This is a genomic window from Clavibacter nebraskensis NCPPB 2581 (assembly GCF_000355695.1).
Lineage (GTDB): Bacteria > Actinomycetota > Actinomycetes > Actinomycetales > Microbacteriaceae > Clavibacter > Clavibacter nebraskensis.
In genome coordinates, this window is record NC_020891.1 from 2,520,180 (window position 1) to 2,545,513 (window position 25,334).

Here is a 25,334-nt window from a genome sequence, read left to right on the forward strand (position 1 = left end):
GGTCGCGCGCTACAGGGGGTTGGGCTTGGCGAGCAGCGCGTCGATCTGCCGGATGAAGGCGTCGAGGCCCTCTCCCGCCTCCTGGCGCCCGAGGAACACGTTCTGCACGTTCTCGGCGAAGTACGTCTGGAAGTCGGATCCGGATCCGGTGAAATACGCCACCGGGTCGTACTCGATCTGCGCGGCCGCGTTCGCGTAGTGTGCCTGCGGCAGGAGCTCCGCGTACTCGGGGCTGTCGATGACCGGCTTGTACGCCGGGATGTGCCCGGCGCCCGCCCACTGCAGCGAGTTCTTCAGGAGGTCGGCTACGAAGAGGTAGGTCCTCTCGCGCTTGACCGGATCCGGCGAGCTCTGGTGCGGGAGCACGAACGCGTGGGAGTCGGCGAAGGTCGCGGGCGTGCCGAAGAGGTTCGGGATGGGCATCGCGTCGAACGGCACCTTGGCCGTCTGGAAGGTGGGGAGCTCCCACACGCCCGTGACGATGGCGCCGCTCTTGCCGCCCGCGAACTCGGCGATGGCCGTGCCCGCGTCGCCGCTCGGGGTGGCGATCGTGCCGTCGAGCAGGCTCTGGATGAACTCGAGCGACGCGACGGCCTTGTCGCGGTCGTACACGACCTGGCCGCCCGTGGGCAGCTCCATGTCGCCGCCCATCTGCTTGTAGAACGTGTAGAACATGCGCCACATCTGGGCACCGTCGCCGAGGTACCCGTAGCTCAGGGCGTGCTCGCCGGTGACGGCCTGCATCGCGCGCATGACCTCGAGGAACCGGTCCGGCGACGCGATCTCCTCGAGCTGGCCGTCGCCGCCCAGCACGCCCGCCTGGGCCGCGATGTCCGTGTTGTACATGAGGATGAACGGGTGGCTGTCGAGCGCGATGGAGTACAGCTGCCCGTCCACCACGCCCTTGTCCCACACGCGCGGCTCGAAGTCGGCCTGGGTGACGCCGAGCTCCGCGAGCCTGTCGGTGTCCCACGGGTCGAGCAGTCCGCCCGGCGCGAAGCCGGGCACGCGCGCCGCGTGCATGATCGCGACGTCGGGAGCGCGGCCGCCCACCGACGCCATGGCGAGCTTCGTGTAGTACGGCTGGCCCCACGCGAGGACCGTGGCGGTGACGTCGAATCCGCCGCCGGAGTCGTTCGCCTCCTTCACCATCTCCGTCATCCGGATGCCGTCGCCGCCGGACAGCAGATGCCAGTACTTCAGATCGACGATGCCGCCGGCCGACGCCACCTGCGGCGCGCAGCCGGAGAGTCCTCCGACCAGGAACGCGCCGCCCAGGGCCGCCGCTCCGCCCATGAGGATCTGACGCCTCGACCATGCCGAGGGACGTCTCCCGGCCTTTCCTGCAACAGGATCCATTGACCACTCCTTCGTGATGCAGTGATCATTACATCGTTGTAATGAGGAGCGCAACGTTTCCGCCCGGACGATCTGTTCGACGTTCGCGGAGCGGCAGTCCGGGTCAGGCGAACGGGCGCGTGCTGCCGCGGACCACGATGCGGTGCGGGATCACGAGCTGCACGGGCGGGCCGTCGCGCTCCTCGATCCGGCGGACGAGCTGGCCGACGGCCGCCTCCGCGTAGGCGCGGATGTCGAAGTGCACGGACGTGAGGGTGGGGATCGAGAAGCGCGACTGGTCGACGTCGTCGAAGCCCGCGACCTGGATGTCCTCGGGCACGCGCACGCCGTGGTCGGCGAGCGCGCGCAGGGCGCCGAACGCGAGGCCGTCGGTGAAGCAGAACAGCGCGTCAGGGAGGGGGTTGCCGTCGGCCAGCCAGGCGTCGACCGCCTCGGCGCCGGACGCGCTGTTCCATCCCGTGCGGTCGATCTCGACGGGCGCCTCGCCCGCCTCCTCCATCGCGCGCCGGTAGCCGATGCGGCGGAGGTCGCCCGCCGCGGACTCCTCACGGGTGGCCGTGCCGACCGCGGCGATGCGCCGCGCCCCCGTGCCGAGGAGGAAGCGCGTCATGTCGTACGCCGCCTGGACGCTGTCGACGAGCACCCGGTCGACGATCTCCTGCTCGACCTCGCCGATCACCACGACGGGCGGCAGCGACTCGGCACGCGCGATCGCGCTCCGCGAGAGGAGCACGGGGTTGAGGATCAGGCCGTCGACGAGGTGCTCGCGCGCGCGCGACATGAGGTCGCGCTCGCGGTCGGGCAGCGAGCCCGTCTCCTCCATCTGGATGCTGTAGCCAGCCTCGTGCGCGACCTCCACCAGGTGGTGGGCGAGCTCCGCGGAGTACGCGGTGCCGAGGTCGGGAAGGGCGACCGCGATGACGCCCGTGCGCCCGTTGCGGAGGCCCCGCGCCGAGAGGTTCGGCACGTAGTCGAGGTCGGCGACCGCCCGCTCGACGCGCTCACGGGTGGCGGGGCTCACGGCGACGCGGCCGGTGATCACGTTCGACACCGTCTTCGGGGAGACCCCGGCGCGCGCGGCGACGTCCTTCACTGTCGCGCGCATGATCCTCCCCGTGTCCGACCGGCGGCGTCTGCCGCGGGCGGTGCCCCGAATCTAATGCACACGCATTCCCCCGCCCGCGGAGGCGGCGCCCGGGAGCGCCCGGCATACTGCACGGATGATCTCCACCGCGCACGCCACGACCCTCCTGGAGCTCGGCCTCGCGTGGAGCCCCGAGCCCGGCGACCGGTTCCGGATCCGCGGCCAGGGCTTCGAGTCCGACGTCTTCACCATCAGCGAGCTCACGATCGAGGCGCACAAGCACGCGACGGGCACCGTGCTCGGCTTCAACGGCACGACCGAGTGGGCGCTCGACTCCGTGGCGCTCGAGGACAGCCTGTGGCTGCCGCGCGAGGACCAGCTCCGGGCGCTGCTCGGCGGGGCCTTCCGGTCGCTCCGGCGCGAGATCGGCGGCGCGGAGGACGGCGCGCACGTGGTGCTCGTCGTGATCGACGGCGAGGAGGTCGAGCACCGCGACCTCGAGGCCGAGGAGGCCTACGCGACGGCGCTCATCGCCGTGATGGAGGCCGCCGCCCCGACGCCGCCCTCCGACTGACGCGGGGCGGCCGCCGGGCTCAGGCCCGCGCGCGCCGGCGGACGACGACGGCCGAGATCGCGCGCCAGCCGAGCATCAGGACGGCCAGGATGATCGCGGTCGTGATGACGAACGGGATCACGACGCCCTCGCCGCTGAGCGCGCGGAGCACCATCCCGACGACCAGCGTCACGCCCCAGACCACGAGGCCGGTGGGCACGACGCGCGACGGGCTGTGCCAGGCCCGCGCCACGATCCAGCCGACGAGCCCGCCCGCGAGGAACGGCCAGGCGGTGCCGAGCACGCCCGACAGCGAGAGGTCCTCGCCGTGGCTCGCGCGGCCGATGAGGACGAAGGCGACGATGAGCGCGGCGTCGAGCACGACGGCGCGGACGATCTCGGGACGGGCGGCGCGGCGGGCCATTCGGGGAGTCACCCGGCGATCCTAGGCGTCGCGCCCTGGGCGGTCGGCGTGGGCGTCACCGGTCGTCGCGCCCGGCAGCAGGAGGAAGCCGTCGGCCACGAGCGCGCGGATCCGCGGCAGCAGCTCGGCGCGCAGGGCGTCGGCGTCCACCGCGGTGAGCTGCGCGACGGCGTCGACGATGGCGCCCACCGCCAGCTCGCCGTCGCACGCACCGACGAGCGCCGCGAGGCCCGTGTCGAGCGGCACCTCGCGGCCGAAGCCCGCGCCCTGGCGGAGCGTCATGACCGTGGGATCCTCGGCCCCCGGCCAGTAGTGCCGTTCCTCCGTGACGTCGCCGGCCACGACGAGCGCGAGCCCGGCGAGCGCCCGGTCGTCGACGCCGGCGAGGGAGTCGTGCGCGGCGAGGGAGGCCTGGAGGTGGTCGCCGAGGCCGGTCGGGTTGTGGCCGAGGCCGCCGTGCAGCCGCTCGATGCGGCGGAGCCTCGGCGTCCCCGCGGCCGGCCGGCGGAGGGTGAGGTAGCCGAATCCGACCCCGTCGACCCCGCGCGCGGCGAAGTCGTCGAGCCAGGCGCCCATGAGCGCCTCCGACTCGGGGGTGCCGGCGCGGGTGCCGCCGTCGCGGATCCACGTCTCGGCGTACAGCGCCGCGTCCTGCACCTCGCGCTCGACGATCCACGCGTCGAGTCCGGATCCGGTGCGCGCGGCCGCCCGGTCGAGCCAGCCTGCGACGCGCTCGAGGCCGGGCTCCCCGGCGCGGTGCTCCCAGTTGCCGAGGAGCTGCGCGACGCCGCCGGGCGTCAGGTGGTCGGCGAGGTCGGCGACGACGCCCTCCACGAGCGCGTCGCCGACGAGGCCCGCGTCCCGGTACTCGTAGGCCGGCACGCCCTCCGCGCGCGGGGTGATCACGAAGGGCGGGTTCGAGACGATGTGGTCGAACCGCTCCCCCGCGACGGGCTCGAACAGGCTGCCGAGCCGGAGCTCGATGGTCGTGATCCCGTTGAGGGCCGCGTTGAGCGCCGCGAACGCGAGGGCCCGCGCGGAGATGTCGGTCGCGACGACGCGGTCGGCGTGCCGGGACGCGTGCAGAGCCTGGATCCCGCAGCCCGTCCCGAGGTCGAGCGCGCTGGAGACGGGCGTGGAGATCATGAGGCCGCTGAGAGTGGCGGACGCGCCGCCGACGCCGAGTACGTGGTCCTCGTCGAGGGCGCCGCCGGTGGCGAGCTCGCCGAGGTCGGACGCGATCCACCACTCGCCGACGCCGTGCGCGTCGATGAAGCCGTAGGGGCGGAGGTCGAGCGCGGGTCGCACGCGGTCGCCGTCGACCTCGACCAGGCCGAGGCGCCGGGCGCCGTCGATGCCGAGCGACGGCAGCGCGACCCCGAGGTCGGCGATGTCGACGGGTTCGCCGAGCACGAACAGGGCCGCGAGCACGGCGGCCGCGGGGAGCCCGTCGGCGGTGCGGGCTGCCTCCACAGCGCGGCGGGCCGGGATCCGGTTCCCGCGGTGCAGCGCCTGCCCGGCCGCGTCGCCCCACACATGGAGCGCCGACGCGAGGGTGAAGGGCGCCGCCTCGAGGTCGGCGCGCAGCGCACGCACCTCGGGGGTCTGCGGCGTGACGGTCGGGATGTCGGGGTGCAGCATTGCTCGATCTTAACCGCGACCCCACGAGGAAGCGGCGCCGGCCACCGAGCGGGATGCGCTCGACGGCCGACGCCGCGGATGATGGGCGGGAGCCCTGGTCAGTTACTGGTGAATGTGAGCACGGGGTTGCTCGGAGCCTGAGTTCCCGCGACGTTCAGACCGACGTGCATGGTCTGTCCGGCCGGGATCTTGGCGGCCCAGCCATCACCGGTGCACGTGATGCGGCTCGACGCCACGGTGCACTTCATGCCCCAGCTGTTCGTGACAGCCGTGATTCCGGGGCTGTCCCAGGAGACCGTCCAACTCGACACCGCGGACTTCGCAGTGATGACGAGCTCAGACGTGTAGCCCGTGGGCCACGATCCGTCCAGCTTGTAGGTGGCGGTCGCTGAGCCCGACGGCTGCGGCTCCGGCTGCGGCTGCGGCTGCGGCTGCGGCTCCGGCTGCGGCTGCGGCTGCGGCTGCGGCTGAGGCTGCGGCTGCGGCTCCGGCTGCGGCTCCGGCTGCGGCTGCGGCTGCGGCTGCGGCTCCGGCTGCGGCTCCGGCTGAGGCTGCGACGAGGACGACGGGTTCTGCGGGTGGAGGATCGGCGCCAGCGCGTCGAGCTTGGCCTGCTCCGGGGTCACCCAGTCGGACTTCAGCAGTCCGCCGGTGTTGTTGCTGTCCGGGTTGAACGACCAGTAGGCCGAGCTGATGCCGGTGGTCTTGAGGTAGTTCACCAGAGTGGACAGCCACTGCTTGTCGCTCGTGGTCTGGAGCTGGGTGCCGAACTCACCGAGCAGGACGGGAGCGGTGTTCTTCTTCGCCAGGTAACCCCAATGCGCGTCCCACACACCCGGGAGGTTGTTGGGGTAGTCGGGCGCGTTGAACCACGACTGCCCGTAGATGGTCGACGGATAGTCGTGCGGCGAGTAGACGACCCGGTTGGGCACGCTCAGCGCGACGGGCTTGTCGCCGGCGTCACCGAGCCCGCCGCCCCACCAGGTACCGGACTTGCTGTCCCTGTCGGTGCCCTCGACGATGACCAGCAGCTTCGGGTTGACGGATAGCACCGCGTTGCCGCCGCGCTCGGCGGCCAGGCGCCAGTCCGTCGCCGTGTTGCCATCACCCCAGGTGGCGGATCCGTGGGGCTCGTTGTGCAGGTCGACGCCGATGACCGTGGGGTCGTCCTTGTAGCGGTTCGCGAGCATCTTCCAGTCGGAGATCCACTGCGATTCGGGAAGGCTACCGGAGTACCAGAGCTCGGTCTGGCCGTTGGTGTCCGGACGGTGCTGGTCGAGGAACACGTTCAGGCCGTTGGCCTTCGCCGACGCGATGGCGCGGTCCATCATCGTCAGCGGGGACACGCCCTTGAGATCCGGATTGGCGGAGGTCCCCCAGTCCGCCACGCTGGCGGTCCGGAGGCACTCGTTCGCGTACGGAAGGCGCACCGTCGTGAAGCCCAAGTCGTGCAGGTGCTTCATGCCACTGTCGAGAGTGATCTTGTCGAGCCCGTGGAGCACGCAGCCGGACGACTCCAGACCGAACCAGTTGGCACCGCGGATGGTGTACGTGGCACCGGCGGAGTTGACGATCTTGCCGCCATCGGTGTGGAGCCACCCCGAGGCGGTCGTGGACGCGGAGCTTCCCTGATCTGCTGCGGAGGCCGCGCCTGCCGATGCTCCCGCCGTCGCGATCGCGACGGGGAGGAGCAGTCCGAGCATGAGGGAGGTGAGGGGTCTTCGTATATTCATGGTGCCGCAGCATAAAGATTACGCGGGACTGGATCTGCGCCACATTCCACACCCCATCATCCGTGCCGCGCACGGACGGACTTCGCACAGACAAAAACCCCGCCGGAGCGGGGTTCTTGTGGACCTAAGGAGATTCGAACTCCTGACCTCCTCGATGCGAACGAGGCGCGCTACCAACTGCGCCATAGGCCCTGACAACTCCACGAGACTACCACGTCACGCGGAGCCCTCCGAACCGCCGGGGTGGCGGTGGATCCGGCTAGCCGACCGCTCGACGGCGACGCAGCACCTCGTCGAGGTCGCCCATGCCGGGCTCGGCGTCGTCGACGATGCCCATGCGGGAGAAGCGGCTGACGGGAGCGGTGCGCGCGGCGGGCGCAGCAGGAGCGGCGGACGCGGCCGCCTCCTCCTCGGCGGACAGGCGCGCGACCTCGGGCTCGAGGTGGGCGCGTCGCAGGGTCTCCTCCGACGCGGCGGCGGCGCGGCGCATCTCCTCGACGGGCGAGAGCGGCGTGCGGGGCGCGCTGCCGGCGCCGGGACGTGGACCGGGCGCCTGCGAGCGCGAGAGGTAGAGCGGCTTCGGCACGGGCACCGGCGTCCAGGACTCGCCCTCCTCGCGCCCGGCGACGGGCGCGACGGGCTGCTCGGCGGACTCGTGGAAGTCGGTGAAGCCCGTCTGCGGACGCGGCCGGGCCTCGGGCGCCTGGAGTCGGCGGGCGGCGGCGACCTGCGACATGCGCTGCAGGATGGCGAGCGAGCCCATGGTGGCGAGGGACGAGATCACGAGCAGCGTCCACGCGCCGGCACCGGCGACCTGGGCGATGCCGGCGATCACGCCCACGAGGGCGAGCGCGAGGATGGCGGTGGCGGCGAGCCGGCTGCGGCGGAGGCGCGTGGCGGCGGAGGGCGACGTTGCGGACACGGGGGCCACTTTCGGTAGGGCGCGCTGGGCGGCGGCGTCTCGCGCACGCGCGGCGGCTTCGGCTTCTTCTGCGGCCCGGCGGAGGGCGCGCTGCTGCTCGACGACGCTGCGGGCGTTGGTCTCCGCGCGCACCGCGTCGGGGACCTCGGCCGTCTCGGCCAGGATCCGCAGGGTCTGCTGGAGGCGCACGGCGTTGCGCTCGGTCGCCATGTACTGGCGCCGGTGCAGCCACGTGGGCAGCAGGTAGGCGAGCCAGAGCACCGCGGAGAGCGCGATGATGATGCCGCCGGATTGCATGTCCCGAGGCTAGGAGGTCCGGCGGGCGCGACGCGGGAAGCGCGCCGCGTGTCCATGGCGACACCGGCGCATCCGCAGGTCCGCGGACGCGCGGAGGTCAGATCCGGCGCTGCACGGTCAGCGGCACGGCGGCCGCCTCGACGTCCGCGTCGGGGACGCGCGACCACTCGGGGTCCACGCCGCCCTCCTTCCAGCGCGCGAGCACGCTGGTGGACAGCTCCTCGACCACGAGGCCGAAGCAGAAGTGGTCGCGCCAGTCGCCGTTGATGTGGATGTAGCGACGACGCAGCCCCTCGTAGCGGAAGCCGAGCTTCTGCACGACGCGGAGGCTGGGCGCGTTCTCCGGGCGGATGCAGATCTCCATCCGGTGCAGCCCGAGCGTGGTGAAGCAGTAGTCGGTCGCGAGCGCGACGGCCGTGGGCGTGATGTTCCGCCCGGCGAACTCCTGGCCGACCCAGTAGCCGATGGTCGCGCTCGAGAGCGAGCCGTACGCGATGGACGACACGTTGAGCTGGCCGGCGAACTCGTCGTCGAAGTCGATGACGAGCGGTACACCGAGGCCGGCGCGGGCGTTGGCCTGCAGCGACCGGATGCTCGCGCGCGTGTCGAACGCCATCGGCGCGTAGGGGCTCGTGGCCTCCCACTTGCGGAGCCAGGAGCGGTTGTCGAGCAGCGAGCGCTCGAGGGCCCGCGAGTCGCGGAGCCGGATGGGCCGGACGGAGATGCGCCCGTCCCGCATGGTGGGTACGGTCTGCGGCACGTCCATGAGCCTAGGCCTCAGCGCGGGCGCCGGTGCGCCCCGGCCCCGCGCCGCGGATCCGGATCAGCGCTCGAGCGTCTTGACGAACTCGGGCAGCCACTCGCGCAGGCCCTCGCCGAGGTCCTCGTGGTCGACGCCGAGCTGGACGATGGCCTTCAGGTAGTCGAGCCGGTCGCCCGTGTCGTAGCGGCGGCCGCGGAAGACGACGCCGTACACGCCGCCCGTCCACTCGGGTGCGGCGGCCATCTTCTCGAGCGCGTCGGTGAGCTGGATCTCGCCGCCCTTGCCGGGCTCCGTCTTGTGCAGCACGTCGAAGACCTCGGGGCGCAGCACGTAGCGGCCGATGATCGCGAGGTTGGAGGGCGCGGTGCCGGCGGCGGGCTTCTCGACCATGCCGGTGATGCGCACGACGTCGTCGTCGTCGGTCTCCTCGACCGTGGCGACGCCGTAGAGGTGCGTCTGCGAGGGATCCACCTCGAGGAGCGCGACGACCGAGCAGCCGCGCTGGAGCTGGACCTCGATCATGCGGGAGAGGAGCACGTCGCGCTTGTCGATGATGTCGTCGCCGAGGAGCACGGCGAACGGCTCGCGGCCCACGTGCATCTCGGCGCGGAGCACCGCGTGGCCGAGGCCCTTGGGGTCGCCCTGGCGGACGTAGTGCATGTCGGCGAGGTCGGTGGACTCGTTGACCTTGCGGAGCTTCGCGTCGTCGCCCTTGAGCTGGAGGGTGGCCTCGAGCTCGGCGTTGCGGTCGAAGTGGTTCTCGAGGGCGGTCTTGTTGCGGCCCGTGATCATGAGGACGTCGTGCAGTCCCGCGCCCACGGCCTCCTCCACCACGTACTGGATGGCCGGGCGGTCGACGACCGGCAGCATCTCCTTCGGCATCGCCTTCGTCGCGGGCAGGAATCGTGTTCCGAGTCCCGCGGCGGGGATGACGGCCTTGGTGATGTGGGTGACCATGCGATCGAGCGTAGCGGGCGAACATACCTAGACTCGACCCATGCCGAGCGATATCGGGAACGAGAAGAGGGCCCTGCGTGCCCAACTGCGGGAGCGTCGTCGGCAGATGACGTCGACCGAGCGCGACGAGGCCGCGCACGGTCTGACCAGCCGGTTGACCGAGCTCGTGGCGAACCACGACGCGAGCCGGGTGGCCTGCTACCTCTCCACGGTCGACGAGCCCACCACGCGCCCGTTCCTCCAGTGGCTGCACGCGAACGACCGGCAGGTGCTCCTGCCCGTGTCGCGCAACGACGGCCTGCTCGACTGGGTCGTGAGCGACGGCACCGAGACCGAGGGCCTGTTCGGCCTGCCGGAGCCGGTGGGCGAGCTGCTCGGGCCGATCGCCATCAACGACGTCGACCTCATCGTCGTGCCCGCCGCCGCGGTCGACCAGGGCGGGATGCGCATGGGCTGGGGGCGCGGTTACTTCGACAAGACCCTCGGATCCATGGAGGCCTGCCCCCCGGTCTACGCTGTGGTGTTCGACGCCGAGTTCGTCGACGAGCTCCCGCGGGAGAAGCACGACATGCCGGTCGACGGCATCGTGACCCCGACCCTCATCCACTCTTTCTAGGGACCCATGCCCACGTACTCCTACCGCTGCACGGTGTGCGGCAACGCCTTCGACATCGTCCAGGCGTTCACCGACGACTCCCTCACCGAATGCCCCGTGTGCGGCGGCAAGCTCCGCAAGCTGTTCGCGGCGGTCGGCGTGAGCTTCACGGGCAGCGGCTTCTACCGCAACGACTCGCGCACCGAGGACGCGGCCAGGCGGTCGCGGTCGTCGTCGGGGGCGTCGAAGTCGTCCGGATCGGGGGCGTCGGACTCTTCGTCTTCCGGATCATCGGACTCCTCCGCGGCGTCCGGATCCGGCACCGTCGGCCAGGGCTCCGGTACCGTGACCCCCAGCACCCCCTCCGGTCCCGCGTCCTCGGGCTCCGGCTCGTCCTCGCCGTCCACCTGATCGGACGGCCCGCCAGACAGGAGAACCCGTGAAGGGCTTCAAGGAGTTCATCCTCCGCGGCAACGTCATCGACCTCGCGGTCGCTGTCGTCATCGGCGCCGCATTCACCGCGATCGTGACGGCCATCGTCACGAACGTCTTCAACCCGCTGATCGGCGCGCTGTTCAACGCCTCGACGCTCAACGAGGCGTTCACGGTCGACATCCCCACCGCGACCGGCAAGCCCGCGACGCTGCTGTTCGGCGCGGTGCTTGCGGCGCTGATCAACTTCCTCATCGTCGCCGCGGTCGTCTACTTCGCGCTCGTGCTGCCGGTGAACCACCTCAAGAAGGTCGCGTTCGCCAAGCAGAAGGCCGCGGAGGAGGCGACGCCGAAGGACGTGCCGCCGACCGAGACCGAGCTGCTCATCGAGATCCGCGACCTGCTCGCCGGGCGGCCGTCGCCCGAGGGCGCGCACACCGTCGCGTCGTCCACGGGCCAGCACGTGGCCGAGCCCGGGACGCCCGCCTAGCGCGGATCCGCACGACCCGACCGCCTCCGGCGTCGACCCGTCAGCCCCAGTGGGGCGGGCGATCGAGCCGGAGGCGGTCGTCGTTCGCGTCCGAGGCGGCGGGCGCGTCGCCCCAGCCCTGCGGGGCATCCTCGGCGGCGCGCACCGCGGGAGCGTGCGCGTCGGCCTGCGGCGTGGGGTCGGATCCGGGGACGGGCGGCGTCGACGCGCGCCGCGACCGGCGGGCCGGGCGGCGCTCCCCCGCGGTGTCGGCCGCCGGGTCGGCGTCCGGCGCGTCGCGCTCCGGCATCAGTCCGCCCGGTGCGCGCCGGCCTGGACCTGCACGGGCGCGGTGACCGGGTGCGCGTCCGAGATCGCGCCGAGGGCGGTGGCGATGCGGCGGGCGACGGCGTCCGGATCCGCGAACAGCTCGAAGGAGTGCACGCGGAGGTAGTGCCAGCCGAGGCGCTTGAGCATCTCCGGGCGGAGGCGCAGCGACTCGCGGAGGCTCGTCTGGTTGACCACCGGATCCGTCTCGATCGCGATGGCCCGGCCGCCGTAGGACGCGACGAGGCCGAGCTTGTCGCGGTGCCCGAGGGCGGGCGCGAGCCCGAGGCCCTCGAGGCGGCGCGCGAGGTCGACGAGCATGGCGTCGCCGTCGTCCGGGATCGGGTCCTCCTTGAAACGCGCCTCCGCCTCCGAGAGGATCTGCGCGAGCGCGACGATGCCGTGCTTCATCCGGTCCTGGTCGATGTCCGAGGGCTGGAAGCAGGAGACGACCACCATCGAGCGACGCGCGCGCGTCATGGCGACGGCGAGCAGGCGCTCCCCGCCGGGCGCCGCCAGGGCACCGAAGTTCGACAGCACGCGGCCGTGCGGGGTGCGACCGTAGCCGACCGAGAAGATCACGCGGTCGCGGCTCTGCGCGACGCACTGCTCGAGCGTCGCGACCATGAACGGCTCGGCGCGATCGCCGATGAAGAACTCGGTGACGTCGCTGCGCTTGGCGGCCGCGTGGAGCACGGCCTGCTGCACGCGCACGGCGTGCCGGGCGCTCGCGGTGATGACCATGAGCGACTCGCGCGGGCGGTGGCTCGCGTGGTCGAGCACGAGCTCCACCACGCGGATCACCTCGGCGTCGACGCTCTCGACGGCGCCGGTGTCCTCGTCGGGCATGCCGTGGCCGTCGGCGACGAAGTCGAGCGACAGGCTGCCGTGGCCGAGGAACGTGCCCGCCCACGGGAGGGACTGGATCCGGCCACCGTAGAAGCGGCGGTTGACGAGCTCGGCCAGGTCCTCGCCGCCCGCGCGGTAGCTGCGCGTGAGGGAGAGGGTGGGCAGCAGCTCGCCGAGGCGCGCGAGCGCGGAGTCGGCGTGGCGCACCTCGAGCGTGGAGTCGTCGTCCGCGAGCTGCGGCGTGGAGCGCTCGGGCTGCGGGACGACCGCGATCGTGAACGGCGACGGGGTCTGCGTGACCGGATCGCCGAACACGACGGTCTGCTTGCCGCGCCGGATGCCGCCGAGGGCCTCCGCGAGCGTCATGGCGCCGGCGTCGACGAGGAACACGGCGTCGAACGGCATCTCGTCGGTGATCGCGGGCACCTCGTAGGGCGACGCGAGCCAGACCGGCGCGATGGTGCGGGAGAGGTGGGGCGCGGAGTGGTGGAGGGCCGCGGCGTCGACGGGGGCGGATCCGCCGAGCAGCTGGCGCAGGTGGTGCGCCTCCTCGGGCCAGTCGACCACGCCGATCTTCCACGTCTCCGCGAGCTGCCACGCGAGCAGGCCCGCACTGGCGGCGGCGTGCGCCTCGTCGACGAGGCGGAAGTCGGACTCGAGGCGGTCGAGCACGCTCGTGTTCGCGTTGAGGAGCGCCTTGTCGCCTGCGAGCATCTGCTCGAGCACGGACTGCCACCACGCGAGCTCGAGCTCGGCGGCGACGGCCTCCTGCGGCACGTGCCGGTCGGAGAGGTCGCGGAGCAGCGGATCGAGGTCGAGGCGGCGGAGCTCCGCCAGCAGGGAGGTGCGCTCCTGCAGGTTCTGGAGCACCTCGCTGTCCTCGGCGAGCTGGGCGACCTTCTCGCGCAGCTCGGCGATGGGGAGCTTGCCGAGCGGTGTCGGACGGGTGAGCATGCTCAGCGGCTCGTCGAGCACCTTGAGGTCGGCGGCGACCTCCTGGTAGCGCACGTGCACGTCGGAGATGCCGCGCGGGACCTCGGGGGTGGAGCCGACCGCGACGTAGCGCTGCCACAGGATCCGCTGCTTCTGGATGGCCTTGAGGCTCTCGTGCATGTCGGAGATGTGGACGCCGGGGCGCACGTACTCGCGCGCGAGCTTGCGGAGGCGACGGCGCGTGATGCTCGTCATCTCGGGGGCGTCGCGACGGGATCCGGTGGCCGCGATGATCTCGCTGAGCGACCGGTCGAACACGACGGGCTGGAACTTGTCGAGCGTCTCGCGCACGTCGAGGAGGAGGCGGAGGTACACGCCGAGCTCGTCGATGGACGTGTAGGCGCGCATCCGCGTCTGGCCGATGAGCTCGTCCGCGCGCTCGAGGAGGCGCGGCAGGCTGTCGGCGGAGAGCGACTTCGCGAGGTCGTGCGCGTGCGTCGCGGCGGCGCTCGTGGAGAAGGTGGCGCCGTACCAGGGCGAGTCGCCCGGGCCGTACCGGAACTCGCCGAGGCTCGCGGCCTTGACGAGCGAGGCGGCGGCGCTGGCGCGGTCGTGCGCGATCGCGACGACCGCCTCGCGGGTGAGGCGCGCGGTGGTGGCCGGCGGATCCGGCAGGAGCGCCAGGCGCGACAGCTCGCCGAGCGCGTCGAGCACGGAGACGCCGAGGTCCTTGTCGGGACGCCCGAGCGCGAAGCGGTAGTCGAGCAGCACGTGACGGAGGCGCACGAGCGCGTCGTCGACCTCGGCGGTCTGCGCGGGCGCGGCCTTCTCGTTGCGGACGATGGACTGCACCACGTCGCGCTTGAGCGACTTGGGCGCGACCGCGAGGCCGGGGAGGCCCACGTCGGCGAGCCGCTGCGCGATCCCCTTCAGCGAGGAGGCGCGCGGGCTCACGACGAGCACGCGCTTGTGCTGCGCGACCAGGCAGCCGATGGAGTTGACGATGGTCTGCGTGCCGCCGGTGCCCGGCAGCGTGGTCACCACGAGCGAGTTGCCCGCGTTGATCTGCGCGATGACGTACTCCTGCTCGGGATCCGCGTCGAGCAGCAGAGTGTCGGTGACGGGCGGGCGCTGGTCCTGCGGGATCGGGTCCACGGGCGCATAGGCCTCGCCGACGCCCCACTTCGCGGTCGGGTTGCCGGCGATAGCGTCGATGACGAGGTGCTCGAGGTGCTCGGCGTCCTCGGCGAGCGCCCGGCCCACCTCCGCGAACGACGAGACGACGAGGCGCGGCTGTACGGCGAAGGCCGGCAGGTGCGAGGTGAGTCCGCGGAGGCGGTCGATGACGGGCTGCGGCTTGAAGGCGCCGTTCTGCACGGCGAGCGCGACGAACGAGTCGGCGTCGAGCGTGATCTGGAACTGCTCCTCGAGGGCGCGCGCGAGCGCCGGGTTGAGGAACGGCTGGCCCTTGAGGCGCACCTCGTAGTCGCTGCCGTGGCGGCGGATCGCGAGCGGGCGCAGCAGCACGGGCGCGCGGAACTGCTCGTCGGCGAAGCGCCACTCGGCGAGGCCGATGGCCAGGTGGATCGACTCGATGCCCCGGGCCGAGACCAGCTCGATGCCCTTCTGGGTGATGCGGTTCGCGGCCTTGCGGGCGCTGCGGAGCGCGAGGTCGTCGCGGATGAGGGACGACAGCAGCGTCGTCTTGCCCGTGATGAACTGCGCGAGGCCGCCCGGATGCGTGGTGCTCAGCTCGATTCGGGAGCCGGGCGCGTCCACGAAGTGGAGGAGAGGAGAGGTGCCGCCGATGCCGGCCAGCTGCGCGCGCCACTCGCGCCAGCGGGGCTCGGCCACGTTGCCACTCCCGAGCTGCACGTCGCCGACGCGGAGGTCGTGGGGGCTGGTGCTGTTGTGGGAAGCATTCACGTGGGGGTCCTCAAGAGGCTCGGCGGCGAACCCGGAGAGCAGGTCGTCGTCGTCGGATCGTTCATTGGCACGCCACACCCAGCAACAGTACGACGCGGCAGGTGGGGAAACCGGCAGGCGGGGCGGCGCGGGGCCGGATCTGCGGGGGCGCGCCGCCCCCGCTCCGGCCCGCGCTCCGCCGCCTCGCGCCTCGGCCGGCCGGACTCCCCTCCGCTACCATGGGCCGGTCAGCCTCTGTAGCTCAATGGAAGAGCAGTTCCGTCCTAAGGAAAGGGTTGGGGGTTCGAGTCCCTCCAGGGGCACCTTCCGCTTCGTGATATCGGCCCGCTATCATCACGGGCATGAGCGATGCGTCCGTCGGTGAGGAGCTGCGGCGCCTCCGCCGTCTCGCCGCGCTGTCCCAACGCCAGCTCGCCGCGCTCGCCGATGTGCCGCAGCCCAACATCGCCGCCTACGAGAGCGGACGCCGGCAGCCGTCGGCGGAGACCATGGGACGCCTTCGTGCCGCGCTGGGCATCCCGTCGCTCGACCGGGTCCGAGCGTCACGGGAGCGCATCCTCGAGGTCGCGGCTCGCTGCCGCGTGGACGACATCCGCGTGTTCGGGTCCGTCGCACGCGGGGACGCCACGGCGGGGTCCGACGTCGATCTCCTCGTGCACCCGGCGCCGGACGCGTCCATCTTCGACGTGGCGGGGTTCATGGCCGAGGTGACGGAGCTCCTCGGCGTCCACGTCGACGTGGTCTCCGATCGGGGCACGGGGCCGGTCATGGACCGCATCCGCGCCGAGGCGGTCGCCCTGTGATGCTCGACGAGGAGCGTGTCCCGGCGCTGCTCGCCGACATCGCGCGCTTCGCAGCCTCCGCGCGTCGAGTGGTGGAACGCGGGCATGCCCGCTTCGCCGACCCCAACGACGACGAGCAGCGGCGGATCGCGTGCTCGCTGGTGGTGGATCTCTCCACCGCAGCCGCGCGGTTGCCGCCCTCCTTCCGCGAGGCGCACCCGGACGTCAATTGGAACGGCATCCGCGCGGTGCGGAACTTCATCGCGCACGACTACGCCGGGACCGATCAGGAGATCCTGTGGGCGGCGATGGCGGTGGACTTCCCCCGGGTGGCGCGGGCGCTGCTGGGGTGAGCGCTCCGCGCTAGGCGCCGACCGCGTCCCCCGCGTGCACGCGGATCGCCTCGCGGATCGAATCCGCGTGCGCATAGATCTCGTCGAGCGAGCCGATCGGGTGCCGCGTCTCGACCTTGTGCGCGTCGAAGAGGCCGAGGTACTTCTGCTTCTTGCCGTTGAAGTGCAGGCGCGCGATGGGCTTGCGGTTGTTGTCGTCGAGGAGGATCGCGAGGTACGACTTCGCGTCGCGGTGCACCACGCGCTGCGGCTTCACCTCGCTGCAGGCGATCGCCTTGACGATCTGGTAGCCCTCGAGCTCCTCGAGCGTCGTCTCGATCTCGGTGTCGCGGTCGAGATCGGCCTCGACGACCTCCTCGCTCGTGATCGCGTCGGCCGACGCCGCGGTGGGCGCCGCGGGGAACGCAGGCGCCCCGAGGGCGGTCTTCAGGCGGTCGTTCACCTGCTCGTTGAGGTACTGCTTCGAGGCCTTGCCGACGAGCGTCGTGAACTGGTCGCGCACCTTCTCCGTGAACGAGCCCTCGTACACACGGCGGGTGAGGAGCTTCACCCATTCCGTGGTCGGCTCGCGGAACTCGGCAGCGATCGCCCGCTTCAACGAACCCACGTACTTGAGCTCGCCGGCCGCGCTGATGATCGAGTCGAGGTCGAACACGTCCTTGGTGAGCTTCATCAGCTCGGGCAGCAGGGTCTCGTCGATGTCCGCGAGGTCGAGCACCAGGAACGGCTTCTCGTCCATGCGGTTGGGCGCGTCGAGGTCCGTGTAGAAGTGATAGGTCTCGCCGTTGGTGAGCACCGCGATGCGCGCGTTCGTCACGGCGAAGTAGCGGAAGAGCTGCGAGGCGTGCTCGATCTTGAGCGGCTCGGTCGACTTCTTGCACTCGATGAGGATCTGCACCTCGCCGTCGCGCATGATCGCGTAGTCGATCTTCTCGCCCTTCTTGAGGCCGAGGTCCGCGGTGAACTCGGGGACCACCTCGAGCGGGTTGAAGACGTCGTATCCGAGGATCGTGGAGATGAACGGCATGATGAACGCGTTCTTCGTCGCCTCCTCCGTCTGGATGGCATCGCGCTGATTGCGGACCTTCAGGGCCAGCGCGGCCAGTCGTTCGGCGAATTCCATGGGGACTCCCTCATCTCGGTGATGCCGACGATACGGAGGTCCATGCGCGTTCATGGATATGCGGATGCCCCCATTTCGGGTCGGGAGGTCGCCTGCTACCGTGACCGCATGGCCAGCCGAGACGTGCGCGACGAGCTCGCGGCGTTCGTCGCCGAGCGAGACTGGGCGCAGTTCCACACACCGGAGAACCTCGCGAAGAGCGTCGCCATCGAGGCGGGCGAGCTGCTGGAGTGCTACCAGTGGGATGCCGACGGCGACCCCGAGCAGGTGAAGGCCGAACTGGCCGACGTCCTCACCTACTGCCTGCTGCTCGCCGAACGCCTGGGCCTCGATCCCGACGAGATCGTGCAGGACAAGCTGGCCGTCACGCGGGCCAAGTACCCCGTCGACAAGGCGCGTGGCCGCAGCACCCGGTATGACGCACTTTGACGTCCGTCGCGTCGCGCTCTCGGGCGACGCGGTCGCACGATGGGGAGCGGAGCATCCTCACAACTCCAACTGGCCGGTGGTCTACGTCCTCGACGGTCCGCCCTCAGGGCAGCGGGTCAGAGGCCGGGCGCGCGACGACCTCTACGTGGGGGAATCGCTGCGGGCTGCCGCACGCCTCGCCCAGCACCTCAAGTCCGATGCGCGCGGTCATCTCGCGACCGCCCGGGTGATCGTCGGCGAGAACTTCAACAAGTCCGTGTGCCTCGACTTCGAGTCGCGGCTCATCAACCTCTTCTCCGGCGACGGCGCGTACACCGTCCTGAATCGCAACATCGGCATCACGAACGCGGACTACTACGACCGCGTCACCTACACCGCAGAATTCGAGCGGGTCTTCGAGAAGCTCCGAGCCGAAGGGCTCTTCCACCGCTCCATCGCGGAGATCGAGAACGGCGACCTCTTCAAGCTGTCCCCGTTCAAGGCGCTCTCCGCCGACCAGGAGGTCGCGGTGGAGCAGGTGCTCGAGGGGCTCGTCGCGGACCGGAAGCCGGGGATCGAGAGCACGACGGTGATCCAGGGAGAGCCTGGCACCGGCAAGACCGTGGTGGGGATCTACCTGCTCAAGCTGATCGCGGACATCGGTCGGCTCCCGGTAGACGACGTGCTCGACAGCGATTACCTGTTCGCCGACTTCTTCCTCGGCGAGAATCGCGAAGCGCTCCAAGGGATGCGGACCGGGTTCGTCATCCCGCAGCAGTCCCTGCGCGAGAGCGTGAAGAAGGTGTTCACCCGGACCCCCGGATTGCAGGGCGTCGAGGTCCTGACGCCCTTCCAGGTCGGCGAGAGCGCCGGACGCTTCGATCTCCTGGTCGTCGATGAGGCGCATCGCCTGAACCGCCGGGCGAACCAGGCGTCGGGGCCGCTGAACCGCATGTTCGAGGACATCACGGTCGCCCTCTTCGGTGAAGACGACAAGCAGAAGACGCAGCTCGACTGGATTCGAGCGAAGAGCACCCACCAGATCCTCATGATCGACCCGGCGCAGAGCGTCAGGCCCGCCGACCTCGGCGCGGCCACCATCGACGGCGTCATCGCGGAGGCACGACGCGATCGGCGTTGGCAGCCGCTCATGTCGCAGATGCGCGTGAGAGCGGGCACGGATTACATCGGGTACATCCGACGCGTCCTCGGCGCGACGCCGAGTCCGCATCCGGAGAATCCGCTGACCGCGGACGCCCTCGGCGACTACGAGTTCCGAATGTTCGACGATGTGAGTGACATGCACGCGGCCATCCGCGACCGCGATCGGGAGCACGGGCTCGCGCGCATGGTCGCGGGCTACGCGTGGGAGTGGGTGTCGAAGAAGGACCCTCAGGCCTTCGACATCGAGATCGGTGCGTACCGTGCGCGATGGAACAGCACCCAGCGCGACTGGATCGCGTCGGCGAATGCACTGGAGGAAGTGGGGTCGATCCACACCGTGCAGGGATACGACCTCAACTACACCGGCGTGATCATCGGTCCGGATCTCCGCTACGACCCCGAGGCCGGCCGCCTGTTCATGGATCGGAACTCCTACTTCGACAAGAAGGGCGAGGAGAACAACCCGACGCTCGGCATCACCTCCTCCGACGACGTCCTGCGCCTGCTCATCAGCAACGACTACGCGGTGCTCATGACGCGGGGCATCCGCGGGACCTTCGTGCACGTGGTCGATCCCGCGCTACGCGAGCACCTGCGGCCCTATATCCCCACGATGTAGGACGGATCGGTGGGGCTCACTCGCCCTCGGTGCCCGCCTCCCGGCGCTTCCGCTCGATCGCGTCGCGGTACTTCTGCATGCTCCGCTCCCCGGCACGGCGGCGGATCTCCTCCACGTCGGGGGCGAAGGTCTCGCGGGTCATCTCCTTCAACTCGGCGTACTTCCCGTCGAACTCGTCCTGCGTCATGCCGGGCTCCCACGGGCGCAGCCAGGCGATCTCAACGGCCTCGATGAGCGCCCATGCCGTGCCGAGCACGGCACCGGCTGCGGGCACTCCGCCTACGAGCCAGCCCAGGAGGAAGACGACTGGCAGGGCGGTGAGCGCGGGAAGCACCGCGAAGTCCCAGCCTCCAGGTGAAGACAAACGCCGAGCTCGTGAGAATCGGTCCTCGACCAGGAGTTCAACTACAGCCGCAGCGACCGTGGCTGCCGTGACGCTGGCAATCAGGTCCCCGAAGCTCAAGTCGGGAACGAACGGGAAAAGCGTGAGGAGCCACAGGGACAAGAGCACGCACGGCGCCTTGAGAGCCCCGAATGCGAGATGCCCTGAAAGTGCAGCGCCGAACCCAGGCGGTTCCCACGTCTCTGCATTGCGAGGTGGTTCTTTCATCACTTGGCTGTCCTTCCGGTTCATGAGAAGCAATCGGCGATGACGCCGTCGATTCCGAGAAGTCCCTCCAGCTCCTGGGCAGCATCCTCCCCCACCGTCACACCGAAGTCTCCTCGCCGGATCGCGGCCGCGATGGCCCGGACGGAACCATAGATAGCGCGGGCATCTTTGATCCAGCCGATGACCTTGCCCACAGGGATGCCGTACTGGACGATCAGACCCACGATGTCAGTCGCGCAGGCGACCCAGTTGACCGCCAGTTCGATCTGGGGATCTGTCGGGGACGTCCTCGGGCTCGCGGAGGTCCCAGTAAAGAGTGCGGTACTGACTGCGGGGTAACCAGCGGTTGTAGTCGCACCCCCTATGGCGCCGCCGCGTCGCGCATTGATCTCGGCAGCGAGCCGGTCTGCATAGCCTGGTGTGGTCTTGGGGTCTGCCTGCTTGAGGTCCTCAGGGAGCGACTCCAGGAGCGCGAGCATCTGCCCGAGTCGGTCATCCGATGTTCCACCGACCACTCGTGACGAGTCGAATGTGGAGGTACCGGAGCGGAGAAGTGCCGTGTTCGCGGACGACCCGACGCTTGGGTGCTCCGCGACTACGGGATGAAGCGCCGACGCGGCAACGAGAGCCGCAGAAACCAACACGCCGATCGCTGTTACCACAGCGCCCGACGCGACGCTTGCCTTCACCTGACTGCCACTCTTCACCAGCTGAACCCGTTCGCTTCGATCGACACCGATGCCTTGCTGCTGGCAAGCAGCTTGCCGAACTTCTGCCACGCAGAAGGCATGCATTCCACAGGCCGCCCCAGGAGCGGTGCCGACCCACGAGCGGCCTCCCCCAGCACACCGCCCCGCTTCACGCCGCCGACACGGCACTCTGCACATGGTGCCCTCCGCGGGCGGATCCCTACGCTGTGGCAACCCGTCGCCACACCCGAGGAGACTCCCCATGGCATCCACCGCACCCGACGACTACGCGCTCGCGCGGGTCCCGCAGGAGGCGCGCTACCACTGGTTCCCGATCGCGACGCAACGCGTCGGCCAGCTCTCCGCGCTGAGCGCCTTCGTCGTCGCTGCCACGCTCGGCTTCAGCATGAGCTTCTGGGACGCCTTCTGGGCGATCACCATCGGCGCCGTGATCCTCGAGGTCGTCTGCATCTTCACGGGCCTCATCGGACAGCGCGAGGGGCTGAACACCTCGATCCTGTCGCGCTGGACGGGGTTCGGCCACAACGGGTCGGCGCTCATCGGCCTGGCCATCGGGATCAGCCTCATCGGCTGGTTCGGGATCCAGTCGGGCGTCTCGGCGTCCGGCCTGAACTCGATCATGCCGTGGCTCCCAGTGTGGGCCTGGTCGCTCGCGTTCGGCCTCATCATCACCGCCGTCGTGATGCTCGGCTTCCACGGGATGCAGTGGGTCGCGAACGTTGCGGTGCCCCTCTTCCTGCTGCTGGTCGGCTGGGCCGTCGTCATCGAGCTGCAGAAGCACGACATCTCGGAGCTCGTGACGCAGCCGGCGCCCGGCCCGCAGATTTCGATCATCGCGGGCGCGTCGATCGTGGCCGGCGGCTTCATCGTCGGCGCGCTCATCTCGCCCGACCAGACGCGCTACAACCGGTCGGCCGCCGACGTCGTGAAGCAGACGGTCGTGAGCATCACGGTCGGCGAGTACCTCACGGGTCTGTCCGGCGTGCTGCTCGCGCACGCGGTGCGGACGGCCGACGTGTCGGCGATCATCCTGTCGTCGGTGGGCTGGATCGGCGTGCTCGTGATCCTGCTGGGCACCATCAAGATCAACGACTGGAACCTGTACTCGTCGGGCCTCGGGATCGTGAACTTCATCGACACGGTGTTCGGGCGGCGCGTGAACCGGGCGCTCGTCACGGTCGTCGTCGGCGTGATCGGGTCGGTGCTCGCGGCGGCCGGGATCCTCGGGCAGTTCACCGCGTTCCTCACCCTGCTGGGCGTGGCGTTCCCGCCGATCGTGGGGATCATGATCGCCGAGTACTTCGTGGTGCGGAACTGGCGGCCGGCGCTCGACGCGTCGCGCGAGGGCGGCACGCTCCCGGCGAGCGCCCCGCGCTGGGTGCCCGTGAGCCTCGCGATCTGGCTGGTGTCGGCGCTCGTCGGCTACTTCGCGACGTTCGGCCTCGGCAGCCTCAACGCCGTCATCACGGCGTTCGTGCTCTACGCGGTGCTCGGCAAGGCGGGGCTGATCCGCGGCGTCGGCGAGGTGCGCACCGAGGCGGTCGCGCAGCCCGCCCCCGGGGTCGCGGCGCCGGACGCGGCGACCGCGGGGAAGGTGGCCGCACGATGAGGATCGGCATCGACGTCGGCGGCACCAACACGGACGCCGTGCTCATGGACGGCGACCGCGTGGTCGTCGGGATCAAGTCCTCGACCACCGAGGACGTCACCAGCGGCATCGTCGGCGCGCTCGCGGAGCTCGACCGGCAGCACCCGTTCGACCCCGCGGACATCGACGCGGTCATGATCGGCACGACCCACTTCATCAACGCGCTCGTCGAGGCCCGGCGGCTCGCGCCCACGGCGGCCGTGCGGCTCGCGCTGCCGGCCACCGCCTCGCTGCCGCCGTTCGTCGACTGGCCCGAGGAGCTCGTGGCGGCGGTGCGCGGCACGGGCTACCTGGCGCACGGCGGCCACGAGTTCGACGGGCGGGTGATCGCGCCGCTCGACCACGACGAGCTGAAGCGGCACGCGGCCGACATCGCCGCGCGCGGGCTCCGGTCCGTCGCGATCTCCAGCGTGTTCGCGCCCGTGAACAGCGAGTTCGAGGTGGAGGCGGCCGCGGTGCTCGCGGCCGAGCTGGGGCCGGACGTCGCGATCTCGCTCTCGCACGAGATCGGCCGCATCGGCCTGCTGGAGCGGGAGAACGCGACCATCATCAACGCGTCGCTGCGGGAGCTGGCCGACCAGATCGTCGGCGGGCTCGAGCGCGCGGTGCGCGGGCACGGGATCACCGCTCCCCTCTACCTGTCGCAGAACGACGGCACGCTCATGGGCGTGGACTTCGCGCGCCGCTACCCGGTCGCGACCTTCGCCAGCGGCCCCACCAACTCGATGCGCGGCGCCGCGCTCCTCTCCGGCCTCGGCACGTGCGCGGTCGTCGACATCGGCGGCACCACGAGCGACGTGGGCGTGCTCGCGGGCGGGTTCCCGCGGGAGGCGACGGCCGAGATCAGCGTGGCGGGCGTCCGCACGAACTTCCGCATGCCGGACGTGCTCTCCATCGGCATCGGCGGCGGATCCCTGGTGCGCGGCGACGGCGACCTGGTCGGCCCCGACTCCGTCGGCTACGAGCTCGGCCGCCGGGCGCTCGTCTTCGGCGGCGACACCCTCACGACCACGGACATCGCGGTCGCGGCCGGCATGGTCGACGTGGGCGACCCGGCGTGCGTGGCGCACCTCTCGCCGCAGCTCGTGCGCCGCGCGCTCGACACCATCGCGATGCGCGTCGCCGACGTCGTGGAGCGCATGCGCACCTCGTCCGCTCCGCTGCCCGTCGTGGCGGTCGGCGGCGGGTCGATCCTGCTGCCGGAGTCGCTCGAGGGCCTCGGCCGGGTGCATCGCCCGGAGAACTTCGCCGTCGCGAACGCGGTCGGCGCGGCCATCGCGCAGGTCTCCGGCGAGCTCGACCGCGTCTACAGCGTGAGCGAGGGATCCCGCCAGCAGGCCCTCGACGACGCCCGGCAGGAGGCCGTCGAGCGCGCGGTCGCCGCGGGCGCCTCCCCCTCGACCGTGGAGATCGTCGACTTCGACGAGCTCCCCATCCCCTACCTGCCCGGCAACGCGATCCGCATCCGCGCCAAGGCCGTCGGCGACCTCGACCTCGACACCAGGAAGGCCGCGCATGTCTGACACGACCGTGCCCCGCACCCGCCTCACCGAGATCCGGCTCGAGCACCTGCCCGCCATCGCGCGCGGCGCGGCGATCCTCGGCACGGGCGGCGGCGGCGACCCCTACATCGGCCGGCTGCTCGCGGGCGAGGCGATCAAGGAGCTCGGGCCCATCCCGCTCGCCGACCCGTTCGACCTGCCGGACGACGCCGTGGTGATCCCCGTCGCGATGATGGGCGCGCCCACCGTGATGGTGGAGAAGCTGCCGACGGTCGAGCAGCTGCAGGGGGCGATCCTCGCGCTCGCGCGCTACCTCGGCGTCACGCCCACGCACGTCGCGTGCATCGAGGTGGGCGGCGCGAACTCGACCATCCCGATGGTCGCGGCCGCGCGCATGGGCCTGCCCATCGTGGACGGCGACGGGATGGGGCGGGCGTTCCCGGAGATCCAGATGGTGATCCCCACCATCGACGGGATCCGCGCCACGCCCATGTCCTTCGCCGATGAGAAGGGCAACACGGGCGTCGTCGACACCATCGACAACGCGTGGGCCGAGCGCCTCACGCGACCGGTCGCGGTGCAGATGGGCAGCTCGATGATCATGTCGAACTACGCCATGACGGGCGCGCAGGTGAAGGCGTCGTTCGTGCCGCACACGCTGTCGCTCTGCCACGAGCTCGGCACGCTCGTGGAGGAGGCGCGCGACGCGCTCGTCGACCCGGTCGAGGCGGTGGCCGCCCGGCTCGGCGGCGCGGTGCTCCTCGGCGGCAAGGTCGTGGACGTCGCGCGGCGCACGGTCGCGGGGTTCGCGCGGGGCGAGGCCCGGATCCAGGGCGCGGGCGCCGACGCGGGCCGCGAGATCGTGCTCGGCTTCCAGAACGAGATGCTGCTGGCGTCCATCGACGGGGTGCCCGTCGCCTCGACGCCGGACCTCATCATGGTGCTCGACAGCGAGACCGGCGAGCCCATCACGACCGAGACGCTGCGCTTCGGCCAGCGGGTGCGCGTGGTCTCCGCGCCGGCCGACGAACGGTGGCACAGCCCGGGCGGCATCGAGCTCGCCGGGCCCCGCTACTTCGGCTACGACATCGACCCCGTGCGCTCGCCGGTCGACGACTTCCCGCGCTAGGGAAGGGCCCCGCTGGGGGAGG

At 71.0% G+C, this 25,334-nt stretch carries 24 protein-coding genes and 2 tRNA genes; 12 read left to right on the forward strand and 14 right to left on the reverse strand.

Features of this window, described 5'->3' with window-relative positions; translation table 11 throughout:
- Positions 1-9: 9 nt before the first annotated feature.
- Together CMN_RS11770 and CMN_RS11775 are read right to left on the reverse strand one after the other, a co-directional pair.
- Positions 10-1,359, reverse strand: a complete 1,350-nt coding sequence (locus CMN_RS11770; protein WP_015491036.1) for an extracellular solute-binding protein — start codon at positions 1,357-1,359, stop codon at positions 10-12.
- 103 nt (positions 1,360-1,462) lie between these two features.
- The gene (locus tag CMN_RS11775) at positions 1,463-2,464 is read right to left on the reverse strand and encodes a LacI family DNA-binding transcriptional regulator (RefSeq protein WP_015491037.1); all 1,002 of its coding nucleotides are present in this window, start codon (positions 2,462-2,464) and stop codon (positions 1,463-1,465) included.
- A 115-nt stretch (positions 2,465-2,579) separates the two neighbouring features.
- Here CMN_RS11775 and CMN_RS11780 point away from each other — a divergent pair, with 115 nt between their 5' ends.
- Positions 2,580-3,017 (forward strand): hypothetical protein, encoded by a 438-nt coding sequence (locus CMN_RS11780; RefSeq protein ID WP_015491038.1) that lies wholly within the window; start codon positions 2,580-2,582, stop codon positions 3,015-3,017.
- Positions 3,018-3,036: 19 nt separating this feature from the next.
- On the opposite strand, the gene CMN_RS11785 is transcribed toward CMN_RS11780, so the two are convergent.
- The 7 genes from CMN_RS11785 to galU all read right to left on the reverse strand — a co-directional run bounded on the left by CMN_RS11785 (position 3,037) and on the right by galU (position 9,733).
- Positions 3,037-3,432, reverse strand: a complete 396-nt coding sequence (locus CMN_RS11785; protein WP_172638680.1) for a DUF3054 domain-containing protein — start codon at positions 3,430-3,432, stop codon at positions 3,037-3,039.
- A gap of 9 nt (positions 3,433-3,441) precedes the next feature.
- The gene (locus CMN_RS11790) at positions 3,442-5,061 is read right to left on the reverse strand and encodes a DUF7059 domain-containing protein (RefSeq protein WP_015491040.1); all 1,620 of its coding nucleotides are present in this window, start codon (positions 5,059-5,061) and stop codon (positions 3,442-3,444) included.
- A gap of 98 nt (positions 5,062-5,159) precedes the next feature.
- Positions 5,160-6,794: a cellulase family glycosylhydrolase gene (locus CMN_RS11795; protein ID WP_015491041.1), complete on the reverse strand. Its 1,635-nt coding sequence runs from the start codon at positions 6,792-6,794 to the stop codon at positions 5,160-5,162.
- Between the two features lie 119 nt (positions 6,795-6,913).
- A tRNA-Ala gene (locus tag CMN_RS11800) sits at positions 6,914-6,986 on the reverse strand.
- Positions 6,987-7,053: 67 nt separating this feature from the next.
- Positions 7,054-8,013 carry a hypothetical protein gene (locus CMN_RS11805; RefSeq protein WP_015491042.1) on the reverse strand — a complete coding sequence of 320 codons (960 nt, stop codon included), beginning with the start codon at positions 8,011-8,013 and terminating at the stop codon, positions 7,054-7,056.
- A 97-nt stretch (positions 8,014-8,110) separates the two neighbouring features.
- Entirely contained in the window at positions 8,111-8,779 is a 669-nt protein-coding gene (locus CMN_RS11810; protein ID WP_015491043.1) for a GNAT family N-acetyltransferase, read from the reverse strand.
- 57 nt (positions 8,780-8,836) lie between these two features.
- Entirely contained in the window at positions 8,837-9,733 is an 897-nt protein-coding gene (gene galU, locus CMN_RS11815; RefSeq protein WP_012039135.1) for a UTP--glucose-1-phosphate uridylyltransferase GalU, read from the reverse strand.
- Between the two features lie 40 nt (positions 9,734-9,773).
- Between galU and CMN_RS11820 the strand changes: the two genes are divergently transcribed.
- The 3 genes from CMN_RS11820 to mscL are packed head-to-tail and all read left to right on the forward strand — an operon-like array spanning position 9,774 to position 11,250.
- Positions 9,774-10,349, forward strand: a complete 576-nt coding sequence (locus CMN_RS11820; RefSeq protein WP_015491044.1) for a 5-formyltetrahydrofolate cyclo-ligase — start codon at positions 9,774-9,776, stop codon at positions 10,347-10,349.
- A gap of 6 nt (positions 10,350-10,355) precedes the next feature.
- Complete coding sequence (locus CMN_RS11825; RefSeq protein WP_015491045.1) at positions 10,356-10,739, forward strand: FmdB family zinc ribbon protein; 384 nt, start codon at positions 10,356-10,358, stop codon at positions 10,737-10,739.
- Positions 10,740-10,767: 28 nt separating this feature from the next.
- A complete protein-coding gene (mscL, locus tag CMN_RS11830; RefSeq protein ID WP_015491046.1) occupies positions 10,768-11,250 on the forward strand; it encodes a large conductance mechanosensitive channel protein MscL in 483 nt (160 codons plus the stop codon).
- Between the two features lie 40 nt (positions 11,251-11,290).
- Here the strand turns inward: mscL and CMN_RS11835 are convergent, their stop codons facing one another.
- Both CMN_RS11835 and CMN_RS11840 read right to left on the reverse strand, forming a co-directional pair.
- On the reverse strand, positions 11,291-11,539 hold the full coding sequence (locus tag CMN_RS11835; protein ID WP_015491047.1) for a hypothetical protein: 249 nt from the start codon (positions 11,537-11,539) through the stop codon (positions 11,291-11,293).
- Positions 11,539-15,264 carry a DUF4011 domain-containing protein gene (locus CMN_RS11840; RefSeq protein WP_015491048.1) on the reverse strand — a complete coding sequence of 1,242 codons (3,726 nt, stop codon included), beginning with the start codon at positions 15,262-15,264 and terminating at the stop codon, positions 11,539-11,541. The genes CMN_RS11835 and CMN_RS11840 overlap by 1 nt, the downstream gene beginning before the upstream one ends.
- Positions 15,265-15,494: 230 nt before the next feature.
- Between CMN_RS11840 and CMN_RS11845 the strand changes: the two genes are divergently transcribed.
- From CMN_RS11845 to CMN_RS11855, 3 genes are all read left to right on the forward strand, one after another.
- Positions 15,495-15,566: transfer RNA gene (locus tag CMN_RS11845), tRNA-Arg, on the forward strand.
- Between the two features lie 39 nt (positions 15,567-15,605).
- On the forward strand, positions 15,606-16,067 hold the full coding sequence (locus tag CMN_RS11850; RefSeq protein WP_015491049.1) for an XRE family transcriptional regulator: 462 nt from the start codon (positions 15,606-15,608) through the stop codon (positions 16,065-16,067).
- Positions 16,067-16,399 (forward strand): HepT-like ribonuclease domain-containing protein, encoded by a 333-nt coding sequence (locus CMN_RS11855; RefSeq protein ID WP_041465561.1) that lies wholly within the window; start codon positions 16,067-16,069, stop codon positions 16,397-16,399. The genes CMN_RS11850 and CMN_RS11855 overlap by 1 nt, the downstream gene beginning before the upstream one ends.
- A gap of 10 nt (positions 16,400-16,409) precedes the next feature.
- Here the strand turns inward: CMN_RS11855 and CMN_RS11860 are convergent, their stop codons facing one another.
- Positions 16,410-17,522, reverse strand: coding sequence for a type I restriction endonuclease (locus CMN_RS11860; RefSeq protein WP_015491051.1), 1,113 nt, complete (start codon positions 17,520-17,522; stop codon positions 16,410-16,412).
- 108 nt (positions 17,523-17,630) lie between these two features.
- Between CMN_RS11860 and CMN_RS11865 the strand changes: the two genes are divergently transcribed.
- Both CMN_RS11865 and CMN_RS11870 read left to right on the forward strand, forming a co-directional pair.
- Positions 17,631-17,951 (forward strand): nucleotide pyrophosphohydrolase, encoded by a 321-nt coding sequence (locus CMN_RS11865; protein WP_015491052.1) that lies wholly within the window; start codon positions 17,631-17,633, stop codon positions 17,949-17,951.
- Complete coding sequence (locus CMN_RS11870; RefSeq protein ID WP_015491053.1) at positions 17,938-19,713, forward strand: DUF2075 domain-containing protein; 1,776 nt, start codon at positions 17,938-17,940, stop codon at positions 19,711-19,713. The genes CMN_RS11865 and CMN_RS11870 overlap by 14 nt, the downstream gene beginning before the upstream one ends.
- Positions 19,714-19,729: 16 nt before the next feature.
- Here CMN_RS11870 and CMN_RS11875 read toward each other — a convergent pair whose 3' ends face one another.
- Together CMN_RS11875 and CMN_RS11880 are read right to left on the reverse strand one after the other, a co-directional pair.
- Positions 19,730-20,224: a hypothetical protein gene (locus CMN_RS11875; protein ID WP_227077686.1), complete on the reverse strand. Its 495-nt coding sequence runs from the start codon at positions 20,222-20,224 to the stop codon at positions 19,730-19,732.
- 119 nt (positions 20,225-20,343) lie between these two features.
- On the reverse strand, positions 20,344-21,012 hold the full coding sequence (locus tag CMN_RS11880) for a hypothetical protein (RefSeq protein WP_131666502.1): 669 nt from the start codon (positions 21,010-21,012) through the stop codon (positions 20,344-20,346).
- A gap of 262 nt (positions 21,013-21,274) precedes the next feature.
- Between CMN_RS11880 and CMN_RS11885 the strand changes: the two genes are divergently transcribed.
- Genes CMN_RS11885 through CMN_RS11895 form a run of 3 tightly spaced genes read left to right on the forward strand, consistent with a single transcriptional unit; the run spans position 21,275 to position 25,312 of the window.
- Positions 21,275-22,642, forward strand: coding sequence for a purine-cytosine permease family protein (locus CMN_RS11885; protein WP_015491056.1), 1,368 nt, complete (start codon positions 21,275-21,277; stop codon positions 22,640-22,642).
- Positions 22,639-24,204 carry a hydantoinase/oxoprolinase N-terminal domain-containing protein gene (locus CMN_RS11890; RefSeq protein ID WP_015491057.1) on the forward strand — a complete coding sequence of 522 codons (1,566 nt, stop codon included), beginning with the start codon at positions 22,639-22,641 and terminating at the stop codon, positions 24,202-24,204. The genes CMN_RS11885 and CMN_RS11890 overlap by 4 nt, the downstream gene beginning before the upstream one ends.
- A complete protein-coding gene (locus tag CMN_RS11895; protein ID WP_015491058.1) occupies positions 24,197-25,312 on the forward strand; it encodes an S-methyl thiohydantoin desulfurase family protein in 1,116 nt (371 codons plus the stop codon). The genes CMN_RS11890 and CMN_RS11895 overlap by 8 nt, the downstream gene beginning before the upstream one ends.
- Positions 25,313-25,334 lie beyond the last annotated feature (22 nt).